This window comes from Devosia sp. 1635 (assembly GCF_013185955.1).
GTDB lineage: Bacteria > Pseudomonadota > Alphaproteobacteria > Rhizobiales > Devosiaceae > Devosia.
This window is the reverse complement of record NZ_JABAOM010000001.1, coordinates 1,103,030-1,115,592: the sequence shown is the minus strand read 5'-3', so window position 1 is coordinate 1,115,592 and position 12,563 is coordinate 1,103,030. Positions and strand designations below refer to the sequence as shown.

The 12,563-nt window shown below is 61.3% G+C and carries 11 protein-coding genes; all 11 read right to left on the bottom strand.

The genetic code is table 11. The features are described 5' to 3' along the window. Positions 1-11: 11 nt before the first annotated feature. The 11 genes from HRU92_RS05755 to HRU92_RS05705 are packed head-to-tail and all read right to left on the bottom strand — an operon-like array spanning position 12 to position 12,552. Positions 12-1,520, bottom strand: coding sequence for an NADH-quinone oxidoreductase subunit M (locus HRU92_RS05755; RefSeq protein ID WP_172123306.1), 1,509 nt, complete (start codon positions 1,518-1,520; stop codon positions 12-14). Further along, the gene (nuoL, locus tag HRU92_RS05750) at positions 1,520-3,631 is read right to left on the bottom strand and encodes an NADH-quinone oxidoreductase subunit L (RefSeq protein ID WP_172123305.1); all 2,112 of its coding nucleotides are present in this window, start codon (positions 3,629-3,631) and stop codon (positions 1,520-1,522) included. Before nuoL ends, HRU92_RS05755 begins: the two co-directional genes overlap by 1 nt. Before the next feature lie 11 nt (positions 3,632-3,642). Next, complete coding sequence (nuoK, locus tag HRU92_RS05745) at positions 3,643-3,951, bottom strand: NADH-quinone oxidoreductase subunit NuoK (protein WP_127755220.1); 309 nt, start codon at positions 3,949-3,951, stop codon at positions 3,643-3,645. Positions 3,952-3,965: 14 nt separating this feature from the next. Continuing rightward, the gene (locus HRU92_RS05740; RefSeq protein WP_127753048.1) at positions 3,966-4,574 is read right to left on the bottom strand and encodes an NADH-quinone oxidoreductase subunit J; all 609 of its coding nucleotides are present in this window, start codon (positions 4,572-4,574) and stop codon (positions 3,966-3,968) included. An 11-nt stretch (positions 4,575-4,585) separates the two neighbouring features. Beyond that, on the bottom strand, positions 4,586-5,074 hold the full coding sequence (gene nuoI / locus HRU92_RS05735; RefSeq protein ID WP_127753047.1) for an NADH-quinone oxidoreductase subunit NuoI: 489 nt from the start codon (positions 5,072-5,074) through the stop codon (positions 4,586-4,588). After that, positions 5,074-6,156 (bottom strand): NADH-quinone oxidoreductase subunit NuoH, encoded by a 1,083-nt coding sequence (gene nuoH, locus HRU92_RS05730; RefSeq protein WP_248305287.1) that lies wholly within the window; start codon positions 6,154-6,156, stop codon positions 5,074-5,076. The genes nuoI and nuoH overlap by 1 nt, the downstream gene beginning before the upstream one ends. 21 nt (positions 6,157-6,177) lie before the next feature. Next, positions 6,178-8,244, bottom strand: coding sequence for an NADH-quinone oxidoreductase subunit NuoG (gene nuoG, locus HRU92_RS05725; protein ID WP_172123304.1), 2,067 nt, complete (start codon positions 8,242-8,244; stop codon positions 6,178-6,180). A 6-nt stretch (positions 8,245-8,250) separates the two neighbouring features. Next, positions 8,251-9,558 (bottom strand): NADH-quinone oxidoreductase subunit NuoF, encoded by a 1,308-nt coding sequence (nuoF, locus tag HRU92_RS05720; RefSeq protein ID WP_127753044.1) that lies wholly within the window; start codon positions 9,556-9,558, stop codon positions 8,251-8,253. A gap of 2 nt (positions 9,559-9,560) precedes the next feature. Then, on the bottom strand, positions 9,561-10,742 hold the full coding sequence (nuoE, locus tag HRU92_RS05715; RefSeq protein WP_172123303.1) for an NADH-quinone oxidoreductase subunit NuoE: 1,182 nt from the start codon (positions 10,740-10,742) through the stop codon (positions 9,561-9,563). After that, on the bottom strand, positions 10,742-11,938 hold the full coding sequence (locus HRU92_RS05710; protein ID WP_127753042.1) for an NADH-quinone oxidoreductase subunit D: 1,197 nt from the start codon (positions 11,936-11,938) through the stop codon (positions 10,742-10,744). Before HRU92_RS05710 ends, nuoE begins: the two co-directional genes overlap by 1 nt. Beyond that, positions 11,935-12,552, bottom strand: a complete 618-nt coding sequence (locus HRU92_RS05705) for an NADH-quinone oxidoreductase subunit C (protein WP_127753041.1) — start codon at positions 12,550-12,552, stop codon at positions 11,935-11,937. The genes HRU92_RS05710 and HRU92_RS05705 overlap by 4 nt, the downstream gene beginning before the upstream one ends. Between the last annotated feature and the right edge of the window lie 11 nt (positions 12,553-12,563).

Sequence of the window (12,563 nt, the reverse complement as noted above, 5' to 3'; positions counted from 1 at the left end):
GGGTTCCCCTCCTAGTGGGCAACAGCCACTTCGGCCGGCGCAGCAGCGCCGATCGAGGCGGAATAGTGGGCAACCAGATTGTCGACCGCGGCCGCGGTAGTATCGAGAATGGGTGCCGGATAGAAGCCGAAGAAGATGATCAGCGCGATCAATGGGTAAAGCGTCAGTTTTTCGCGCAGGTTGAGGTCGAGCATACCCCGCAGCGTTTCCTTGGTGAACGCGCCAAAGATCACACGTCGATACAGCCACAGCGCGTAGCAAGCCGACAGGATAATGCCGAAGGCCGCGAAGAACGCCACCCAGGTATTGACCTGGAAAGCACCCATCATGGTCAGGAACTCGCCGACAAAGCCGGACGTGCCGGGAAGGCCGACATTGGCCATGGTGAAGACCATGAACGCCACGGCATAGCGCGGCATGGGCGAAACCAGCCCACCATAAGCGGCAATGTCGCGCGTATGCAGCCGGTCATAAATGACGCCAACCGACAGGAACAAGGCACCCGAGACCACGCCGTGCGAGAGCATCTGGAAGATGCCACCCTGGATGCCGAACTGGTTGCCGGCAAAAATACCCATCGTCACAAAGCCCATATGGGCCACAGACGAATAGGCGATCAGCTTCTTGATGTCCTGCTGCACGAGGGCGATCAGCGAAGTGATGATGATCGCCGCCACCGACAGTACGAAGATGACATTGGCAAACTGTGCCGAAGCATCGGGGAACATGGGCAGCGAGAAGCGCAGGAAGCCATAGCCACCCAGCTTGAGCAGGATTGCCGCAAGGATCACCGAGCCAGCGGTCGGCGCTTCGACGTGCGCTTCGGGCAGCCAGCGGTGCAACGGCCACATCGGCATCTTGACCGCGAGCGAAGCGAAGAACGCCCACCACAGCCAGGGCTGCATTTCGATGGGGAAATCATGGGTCAACAGGCGCGCGATATTGGTGGTGCCGGCACTCCAATACATGGCCATCATGGCCAGCAGCATCAGCACCGAGCCGACAAAGGTGTAAAAGAAGAACTTGTAGCTGGCCTGGATCCGGCGCTTGCCGCCCCAAATGCCGATGATCAGGAACATCGGCAGCAAGGTGCCTTCGAAGAACACATAGAACATGGCCAGATCGAGCGTGGTGAAAACGCCGATCATCAGCATCTCGAGCACGAGGAAGATGCTCATATATTCCTTCACCCGGAAGGATATCGACTCCCAGCTGGCCAGGATGCAGAACGGCATCAACAGTGCCGAGAGCACCACAAACAGCACCGAGATGCCGTCCACGCCCACACGGTAACCGATATTATCGCCGATCCAGGGGCGGTCGACGACGAACTGGAAACCGGGATTTGCCGGGTCGAACATCGACCACATCCACAGCGACAGCACGAAGGTCACCACCGTGGTCGCCAATGCGGTCCAGCGGATCGCGTCGAACGCCGTCCTGGGCATGAAGAGGATCGCCACTGCGCCAAAAAGCGGCAGGAAAGTCAGGATCGTCAGGATAGTGTTGGCGAAGGTCATCAGATCAGTCCCCCGGCCGCAATGGCCCAGGTCAAAAGCGCCGCAATGCCGATCAGCATCACAAATGCGTAGTGGTAGAGATAGCCGGACTGGAGCTTGACGACCCATGAGGTGACGTTGTTGACCCGCCGTCCAACACCTTCGGTCAGCTTGGCATCGATCAACCAGTCATCAAAGCCATGCCAAAGCGCGCGGCCGATCCACAAGGCAGGACGCACGAAGATCGTGTTGTAGAGCTCGTCGAAGTACCACTTGTTGAGCAGGAACTTGTAGAGGCCAGGATTGGTCTCAGCGAGCCGGCGTGGGGTTTCAGGCGAGCGGATATACATATACCAGGCCGTCACAAACCCAATGATCATCGCGAAAGTGGCTGACCACTTCACCCACAATGGCACATGGTGCGCAGCCTCGATGATCTCAGGCTCAATAACGACCGAGCCGGCGAAGAAGTGTTCGATATGGCCCACGTCATGGAAGAACATGCCGTAGAACACCGCACCCGAGAACACTGCGCCAACTGCGAGCACATATAGCGGCACCAGCATGACATTGGGCGCCTCGTGGGCGTTGTAATAAGCACTGCCGTGATGACCATGAGCATGATCGTCATGGGCAGCATGCGCATCGCTGGCCGTCGCCGGCTCATGATGGGTTTCGGAGTCGCTATGCTCTGGCTCGGGATGAGCCGTCAGCGCATGCTGGGCATCGCGGGGCGAGCCGTGGAAGGTCAGGTGAATGAGGCGCCACGAGTAAAAGCTCGTGAACACGGCCGCGATCACCAGCAGCCAGAAGGCCATCGAGCCCACATTGCCGCCATAGGCGTAAGCCGCCTCGATGATGGAGTCCTTGGAGAAGAACCCGGCAAAGCCGATGAACTCGGTGCCCGGAATACCCACACCCGTCAGCGCCAGGGTGCCGATCAGCATCATGGCATAGGTGATCGGGATCTTCTTGGCGAGGCCACCCATGTTGCGCATGTCCTGCTCGTGATGCATGGCGTGGATCACGGCGCCCGCACCCAGGAACAGCAATGCCTTGAAGAAGGCGTGCGTGAAGAGGTGGAACACGCCGGCCGTATAAGCCCCCGTCCCCAGCGCCACGAACATGTAGCCCAGCTGCGAACAGGTGGAATAAGCGATCACGCGCTTGATGTCGTTCTGCACCAGACCGACCGTCGCGGCAAAGAACGCGGTGATCGCGCCGATGACGATGATGAAGGTCAGTGCCGTCGGCGAGGTTTCGAATAGCGGCGACAGCCGTGCAACCATGAACACGCCGGCCGTCACCATGGTCGCGGCATGGATCAGCGCAGACACGGGCGTTGGGCCTTCCATGGCGTCGGGCAGCCAGGTGTGGAGCAGGAACTGCGCCGACTTGCCCATGGCACCCATGAACAACAACAGGCAGATCACCGTCATCGCATGCAGGTCCCAGTTCAGGAACCGCATGCTCGCTTCGGCTGCCTCTGGGGCAGCATGGAACGCGCTGTCAAAGTCGAGATGGCCGAGCACCATGAAGGCGCCAAAGATGCCGAGCATGAAGCCGAAGTCGCCCACGCGGTTGACGATGAAGGCCTTCATGGCGGCAGCATTGGCCGATGGACGGGTGTACCAGAAGCCGATCAGCAGATAGGAGGCGAGGCCCACGCCTTCCCAACCAAAGAACATCTGGAGGAAGTTGTCGGCGGTCACCAGCATCAGCATGGCGAACGTAAAGAGCGACAGATAGGCGAAGAAGCGCGAGCGATGCGGATCCTCGGCCATGTAACCAATGGAATAAACGTGCACGAGGCTGGAAACGGTGGTGACGACCACCAACATGATAGCCGTGAGCGTGTCGACGCGCAGCGTCCAGTGCATGTTCATGCTGCCGACCTGAATCCAGCGCATCAGGTCGACCTTGAGCACCGCGGCATGGCTGCCCTCGGCAATCTCGGCTCCGACCAGCCCGCCGCCAAAGGCGATGGGCAGGAAGACGATCCAGCTCAGCACTGCGGCAATGATCAGCAAGCCGGTGGTGACGAATTCGCTCGGCCGATGGCCGATAATACGGCCCAGCAGGCCGGCAATGAGGGCGCCCGCGAGGGGCAGGAAAACAATCGCTTGGATCATAGCGGTGCTGCTTAGCCCTTCATCTGGTTGACGTCTTCAACCGCAATCGAGCCGAGATTGCGGTAGAAAATTACGAGAATGGCGAGGCCAATGGCCGCCTCGGCAGCCGCCACCGTCAGGATCAACAGCGCAAAGACCTGCCCCTGCAGATCGCCCAGATGCGCGCTGAATGCCACGAGGTTGAGGTTGACCGCCAGGAGGATCAACTCGATCGACATCAGAATAACGATGATGTTGCGGCGGTTGAGGAAAATGCCGAACACGCCCAGCGTGAACAGGATTGCCGCGACGGTCAGGTAGTGACCGAGGCCGATTGCCAAGCCCATGATTGCTCCTACAGCCCTTGACCGCTTTTGACTTTGACGACTTCCAGCGTGTCCGCGGGCTGGCGATTGACCTGCACCGACGGGTCCTGGCGCTTGATGCCGGGCTTGTGGCGCAGCGTCAGCACAATTGCACCGATCATTGCCACCAGCAGAATCGCGGCCGCGCCCTGGAACAGGAACACGTAGCGCGTATAAAGCACCTGCCCTAATGCGCGCGTATTTTCAACGCCCGCGTCGATCGGCAAAGCGCCAATTCCACCTGCTTCCGGTGCGATCCAGGAGCTGCCGGCCACGAGCAGGAGCTCGAGCAGCAATACGATCCCCACAAGGACGCCGATCGGTGCATATTGCAGCGAGCCGCGGCGCAGGTCCTTGAAGTCAACGTCCAGCATCATGACGACAAACAGGAACAGCACTGCCACAGCGCCGACATAAACCACGATCAGGATCAGGGCGAGGAACTCGGCGCCGGCCAGCATGAAGAGGCCTGCAGCGTTGACGAACACCACGATCAAAAACAGCACCGCGTGCACGGGATTGCGCGAGGACACGACCATGAACGCCGAAGCGATCGCCACGACCGAGAAGAGATAGAAAAAGAACAGGGGAAGGCTCATCCGGTCTTCCTTCAGCGATAAGGTGCGTCGGTGGCGATGTTGTGAGCGATTTCGCGCTCCCAGCGGTCGCCATTGGCCAGCAGACGCTCCTTGGAGAAGTAAAGCTCCTCACGCGTTTCGGTGGCGAACTCGAAATTGGGGCCCTCAACGATCGCATCCACCGGGCAGGCTTCCTGGCAGAAGCCGCAATAGATGCACTTCACCATGTCGATGTCGTAGCGCACCGTGCGCCGGGTGCCGTCATTCTGGCGGGGGCCAGCTTCGATGGTAATGGCCTGTGCAGGACACACCGCTTCACACAGCTTGCAGGCAATGCAGCGCTCTTCCCCATTGGGGTAGCGGCGCAGGGCATGCTCGCCACGAAAGCGCGGGCTTACCGGGTTCTTTTCGAACGGGTAGTTCACCGTCGGCTTGGGCGTGAAGAAGTAGCGCATGGCGAGGAAGAACCCCGTCACGAACTCCTTGAGCAGCAGCGAATTTACAAATCTCAGGGCGTGCATCAGGCAACCCCTCCATGCCAGCCCCAGCCAGTCAGCTGCAGGACGAATGCGAGAACAATGACCGAAACCAAGGAAAGCGGCAGGAAGATCTTCCAGCCCAGGCGCATCAACTGGTCATAGCGATAGCGCGGCACGATGGATTTGGTCATGGCGTAAAAGAAGAAGAAGAAACACACCTTGAGCACGAACCACACCGCACCCGGGATCCAGGTGAAGGGCGGCAGGTCGATCGGCGATGTCCAGCCGCCCATGAACATGATGGTCATCAGCGCGCACATCAGGATGATGGCGATATACTCGCCCAGCATGAACAACAGGTAAGGCGTAGAGGAATATTCCACCATGAAGCCGGCCACCAGTTCCGACTCTGCTTCGGGCAGGTCAAATGGCGGGCGGTTGGTTTCGGCCAGAGCCGAAATCATGAACACGATGAACATCGGGAACAGCGGCAGCCAGAACCAGTTGAGGAAGGTCAGCCAGGGCAGCCCGATCATGTGCGCCAGGCCCATCTCATACTGCGCCTGCACGATATCGGTCAGGTTCAGTGAGCCCACGCAGAGCAGCACCGTGATGATCACGAGGCCGATCGAGACTTCGTAGCTGACCATCTGCGCCGCCGAACGCAGCGCGCCCAGGAACGGGTATTTCGAGTTCGAGGCCCAGCCGCCGATGATCACGCCGTAAACGCCGAGCGAGGAGATCGCGAGCACGTAAAGAATGCCCACATTGATGTCGGCAATCGCCCAGCCGGGGCTGATGGGAATAACCACCCAGGCCGACAGCGACAGGGTCGCAGTGATCAGCGGCGCCAAAAGGAACATGAGCTTGTCCGACCCAGCGGGCAGGATAGGTTCCTTGAACACGAATTTGAGTAGGTCGGCAAAGCTCTGCAGCAGGCCAAACGGGCCCACGACGTTGGGGCCACGGCGGATCTGCACGGCCGCCCAGATCTTGCGGTCGGCGAGCAGGATGAAGGCGGTGAAAATCAGCAGCGTAACGAGGAGCAGCAGCCCCTTATACACGAAGCCGACCTGGGTCCCCCCGAGGAAGGGCACGCCAAGCAGGTAGTCAAGAACGGCCATAACAGAGTCCATAGCGCTCCCCTACTCCGCTGCCTGACGCAGGCCGGCGGCCATGGCAGCGCATTCGCCCATGGTTGCCGATGCGCGCGCGATCGGGTTGCTGAGATAAAAATCACTGACCGGAGAAGCAAAGCTGAGCTTCTTGCCGCGGGTCGAGCCCTTGGCCAGCTTGGTGATGTCGGCCAGCTTCGTGGGCGCAACATCATCGATCCGGGCCAGATGCGGGTATTCAGCATAAAGCGCGGCGCGCAGCTGCGGCAGCGAATTGAACGGCAGGGTCACGCCGGCAACTGCCGAAAGCGCCCGCAGGATGGCCCAGTCTTCCTTGGCCTCACCTGGGGGGAACACGGCGCGGTTGGTGACCTGCACCCGCCCTTCCGTGTTGACATAGGTCGCGCTCTTTTCGGTATAGGCGGCGCCGGGCAGGATGACGTCGGCGCGGTGAGCGCCATTGTCGCCGTGGGTGCCCAGATACACCACCATGGTGTCGCCAAGACCGGTCAAATCGTGTTCGTCGGCGCCCAGCAGGAACAACACGTCAACGCCGCCCGCCAGCATGGCCGCCGTATCCGCAGCGCCCTTGGCGGGCACGAAACCGACATCGAGAGCGCCGACGCGAGCTGCCGCATTGTGCAGCACGGCAAAGCCGTTCCAGCCTTCTGCCAGTTCCGGATTGCCGGTGGCGAGCTGTGCGGCCGCAGCCAGGACATCGGCCGTGGCAGCGCCTTCGCCCACGATCACCAGCGGTCGCTTGGCCTGCTTCCAGGTATCGGCGAACGAGCCGAGACCCGCAGCCAGGTCCAGCAGCGTGTTGTTACCGTGACCAAGGTGCTCATAGGTGTAGGTCAGGTCAGCGGCTTCTCCGATCACGCCGATCGGCAGGCCGGTGGCGCGCCACACCTTGCGGATGCGGGCATTGAGCACGGCCGCTTCACGGCGGGGATTGGTGCCGACGAGGAGAATGGCGTCAGCCTGCTCGATCCCGGCAATAGTGGGATTGAACACATAGCTGGCGCGACCGCCGGCAGGGCTCAGGGCCGATCCAACCGGGCGCGCATCGATATTGCTCGAGCCGAGCGAGGCCAAAAGCGTCTTGAGCGCAAACATTTCCTCAACGCCGGCAAGGTCGCCGGCAATGGCACCGATGCGCACGCCCGGCTTCTTGACGGCCTTGGCAACGGTCGCGAACGCGTCTTCCCAGGTGGTGGGAGCCAGTTTGCGGTTGCGCCGGACATAGGGGCGGTCAAGGCGCTGGGACTTGAGCGCATCCCACACATAGCGGGTCTTGTCGGAAATCCACTCTTCGTTGATCGCCTCATTGACGCGCGGCAGGATGCGCATCACTTCGCGACCACGGCTATCGACGCGGATGGCCGAACCCAGGGCATCCATGACATCGATGCTCTCGGTCTTGCTCAATTCCCACGGACGGAACGAGAAGGCATAGGGCTTTGATGTGAGCGCGCCCACCGGGCACAGATCAACCACATTGCCCTGCAGCTCGCTCGACAGCGCCTTTTCGAGATAGGAGGTGATCTCGGCGTCCTCGCCGCGACCCAGCAGGCCCATCTCGGCAATGCCGGCCACTTCGGTGGTGAAGCGAACGCACCGCGTGCAGTGAATGCAGCGGTTCATCGAGGTCTTGACCAGCGGCCCAAGATACTTGTCCTCGACCGCGCGCTTGTTTTCGGCAAAGCGGTTCTTGTCCACGCCATAGGCCATGGCCTGGTCCTGCAGATCGCACTCGCCGCCCTGATCGCAGATCGGGCAATCGAGTGGATGGTTGATCAGCAGGAATTCCATCACGCCTTCGCGGGCCTTCTTGACCATTGGCGTGTTGGTGAACATTTCGGGCGGCTCGCCATTGGGGCCGGGACGCAGGTCCTTGACCGCCATGGCGCAGGACGCCTGTGGCTTGGGGGGGCCGCCCTTCACCTCGACCAGGCACATGCGGCAGTTGCCGGCCACCGACAGGCGCTCATGGTAACAAAAGCGCGGGATTTCGGCGCCGGCCGCTTCGGCAGCCTGCATCAGGGTGAAGTGATCGGGAACTTCGACGAGTTGGCCGTCGACTTTGATATTTGCCATCGGGCCCTACTCCGCCGCGATCGACGGCACCGCGCCGTCGGAGGTGGATGAATATGTGTACTGGTCGATCCGCTCTTCGATCACGTGCCGGAAGTTGCGGATCAGGCCCTGGATCGGCCAAGCCGCGGCATCGCCCAGCGCGCAAATGGTGTGGCCCTCGATCTGCTTGGTCACTTCGAACAGCATGTCGATCTCGCGCTTCTGGGCGCGACCTTCAACCATGCGATCCATGACGCGCATCATCCAGCCCGTGCCTTCGCGGCAGGGCGTGCACTGGCCGCAGCTTTCGTGCTTGTAGAAAGCGGCAAGGCGCCAGATGGCCTTGATGATGTCCGTCGACTTGTCCATCACGATGATGCCGGCGGTGCCGAGCGAGCCGCCCACTTCGCGCAGGCCGTCGAAGTCATAGATGGCGTGGCGGATCTTTTCGCCGGGCACGCAGGGCACGGACGAGCCGCCGGGGATCACGGCGAGCAGATTGTCCCACCCGCCGCGAATACCGCCGCAATGCTTCTCGATGATCTCTTCAAAGGTGCAGCCAAGCGCTTCCTCGAAGGTCGCGGGCTTGTTGACGTGCCCCGAAACGCACATCAGCTTGGTGCCGGTATTGTTGGCGCGGCCGATAGAAGCGAACCAAGCGCCCGAACGACGCAGGATTTCGGGCACAACGGCGATGGACTCGACATTGTTGACCGTGGTCGGGTTGCCGTAAACGCCCATGCCGGCGGGGAATGGCGGCTTGAGCCGGGGCTGGCCCTTCTTGCCTTCCAGCGATTCCATCAGCGCAGTTTCTTCGCCGCAGATATAGGCCCCCGCGCCGTGATGGACGATGATGTCCAGGTCCCAGCCATGGATGTTGTTCTTGCCGATCAGCTTGGCGTCATAGGCCTCCTGAACGGCCTGCTCCAGGTGCTGCCGCTCGCGGATGAATTCGCCGCGCACATAGATAAAGGCCAGGTGCGCATCCATGGCGCGGGCCGCCAGAAGGCACCCCTCCACCAGATGGTGCGGATCATGGCGCAGAATATCGCGGTCCTTGCAGGTGCCGGGCTCGGATTCGTCGGCATTGACCAAGAGGTAATGCGGGCGCCCGTCAGACACCTTGGGCATGAAGGTCCACTTCAGCGCCGTCGGGAACCCTGCCCCGCCGCGGCCGCGCAAGCCCGAAGCCTTGACCTCGTTGGTGATCCAGTCGCGGCCAGCATCGATGAACTCGCGGGTGCCTTCCCAGGCACCGCGCGAGCGCGCACCGGCCAGTGTCCAGTCGCCCTGACCATAGAGATTGGTGAAAATGCGATCTTTGTCAGCGAGCACGATTATGACTCCGACTTGTCGTCGTTGGAGATGTCGCCGCCATGTTCCACGGTCGGCTTCAAATCCTCGGTTTTGGGCTTGCGGCGCCGAACGGGCTTTTTGGCCGCAGCATCAACGGCTGCCGCGTCTTCCCCGCTCAACTCCTTGCTGTCGACCACCGTGCTGCCGGAGGTCGATTCCGCTTCTTGGGCATCTGGCTGCGTACCGCCGCCGGCGGCGCCATCGCTGCTGCCCGAGCGGCTTTCCTTGCCTGGAGCCTTGCCACCGTCGATCTTGCTGGCGTCGCTTTCCGCGCCAGTGGCGTCAGGCCGCATCGCCTTGTTGGGCTCGCCATCGGCATTGGCTTCGCGGTCGAATTCCTTGCGCTCGGCTTCGGCATGGGCCTGTGAAACCTTGCCCTGGGGCGCCGGTCCCTTGAAGGCAGGTGCAGAGTCTTCGTTGACATCACGCGGCTTGGCCGCAGTGGTCGGCGCCTGGGGCGCTGCCGGCTTGGGTGCAGCAGGCGCGGCACCTGCCGGTGCGGCAGCGTCGGCCGGAGGCGCTGGCGGCACGAACTTTTCGCGCTTCGCGGTCGGTGGCTCGTTGAGCGTCGTGCGTCCGCCTTCGGCCGCGGAATTCAGCCGCTCGATCTGGGTGCCCGTCTTGATGCTGGCGCCCTGCCCCGCCGCAAAGGCATCGACGATCTCTTCGAAGCGCTCTGGGCTCAGGTCTTCGTAGGTGTCGTGGAAGATGGCGACCATGGGAGCATTGACGCAGGCGCCCAGGCACTCGACCTCTTCCCAGGACATGGTGCCATCCGCATTGGTATGGCGCTGTTCAGGATGGATCTTGCTTTTGCACACCTTAATCAGCGCTTCCGAACCGCGCAGCATGCAGGGCGTCGTGCCGCAAACCTGAATATGGGCGCGGGTGCCGACAGGTGCCAGTTGGAACTGCGTATAAAAAGTCGCAACTTCCAGCACCCGGATATAGGCCATGCCAAGCATATCCGCGATCGTCTCGATCGTGGCCCGGGTGACCCAGCCATCCTGATCCTGTGCCCGCATCAGCAGCGGAATCACTGCCGATTGCTGGCGTCCTTCGGGATAAAGGCCAATGGTGCGTTCCGCCCAGCGGGCGTTTTCCGAATTGAACGCGAAAGTAGCCGGTTGAACCGACTCGTCTGCAAGGCGACGCGCAACCATCAGCGATCAACCTCTCCGAACACGATGTCTAGTGAGCCCAGGATCGCCGAAACGTCCGCCAGCATGTGGCCGCGACACAGGAAATCCATGGCTTGAAGATGGGCAAAGCCGGGAGCCCGGACCTTGCAGCGATACGGCTTGTTGGTGCCGTCCGAGACCAGATAGACGCCGAACTCGCCCTTGGGCGCTTCGACGGCGGCATAGACCTCGCCGGCGGGCACCTTGAAGCCCTCGGTATAAAGCTTGAAGTGATGAATCAGCGCTTCCATCGACCGCTTCATCTCACTGCGCTTAGGGGGCACGACCTTGCCGTCGAGCGCAGCGATCGGACCCTTGCCTTCCGGGGCATTAAGGCGATCGATGCACTGCTTCATCAGCGAGGTCGACTGGCGCATTTCTTCCATGCGGATCAGGTAGCGATCATAGCAATCGCCATTCTTGCCGATCGGAATGTCGAACTCGAGCTCTTCGTAGCACTCATAGGGCTGGCTCTTGCGCAGGTCCCAGGCAGCGCCGGCGCTGCGCACCATGATCCCCGAGAAACCCCAGTTCCAGGCATCCTCGAGTGACACGACGCCGATATCGACATTGCGCTGCTTGAAGATACGGCTGTCCGTCAGCAGCGTGCCGATATCCTCGAGCGCTGAAGGGAAGGTCTTGGTAGCAAAAGCCTCGATATCGTCGATCAGGTCCTGCGGCAGGTCCTGGTGCACGCCACCGGGGCGGAAGTAAGCGGCGTGCAGGCGACTGCCCGACGCGCGCTCATAAAACATCATCAGCTGTTCGCGCTGCTCAAAGCCCCAAAGCGGCGGGGTAAGTGCGCCGACGTCCATGGCCTGGGTGGTCACGTTCATCAGGTGCGACAGCAGCCGGCTGATTTCACAGAACAGAACGCGGATCAGTTGCGCGCGGCGCGGCACTTCGATGCCGAGCAGCTTTTCCACTGCAAGGCAGAAGGCGTGCTCCTGGCTCATCGGCGCGACATAATCGAGGCGATCGAAATAGGGCACGGCCTGCAGATAGGTCTTGTGCTCGATCAGCTTTTCGGTGCCGCGATGCAAGAGGCCAACATGCGGGTCCACGCGTTCGATGATTTCGCCATCAAGCTCAAGGATGAGGCGCAGCACGCCGTGCGCCGAAGGGTGCACGGGACCGAAATTGAGTGTGAAATTGCGGACTTCGGCTTCTAAAGTCATTGCTTCGCCTTCTCGTCGCCCGGCAGCACGTAATCGGTGCCTTCCCAGGGCGACAGGTAATCGAAAGAGCGGAATTCCTGGTGCAGCCGGACCGGCTCATAGACCACCCGCTTGCGCTCCTCATCGTAGCGAACTTCGATGAAGCCAGTGAGCGGGAAGTCCTTGCGCAGGGGATGACCGTCAAAGCCGTAGTCAGTCAGCAGACGTCGCAGGTCCGGATGGCCCGAGAACAGCACGCCGTAAAGATCATAGGCCTCGCGCTCGAACCAGTCGGCGCCCTTGAACACGCCCGTGATGCTGGGCACCGGCACGATGTCGTCGGCGGCCAGCTTCACGCGGATGCGCAAATTCGTATAGGGGCTGAGGAAGTGGTACACTACCTCGAAGCGTTCCTCACGCTCGGGGTAGTCGGCGCCGCAAATGTCGATGATGCTGACCATCCGGCATTGCGGGTCGGTGCGCAAGAATTCAGCTACCGCCACAATCGAGTCGCGCTCGACCATAACCGTCAGTTCGCCAAAAGCGATAGCGGTCTCCAGCACGGCGCTGCCAAGCGAGCGCGCTACATGCTCGCCCAGGGCGGCGAGTGGATCGACCTGGATTGCCTCATCCATACCCAAAAGAC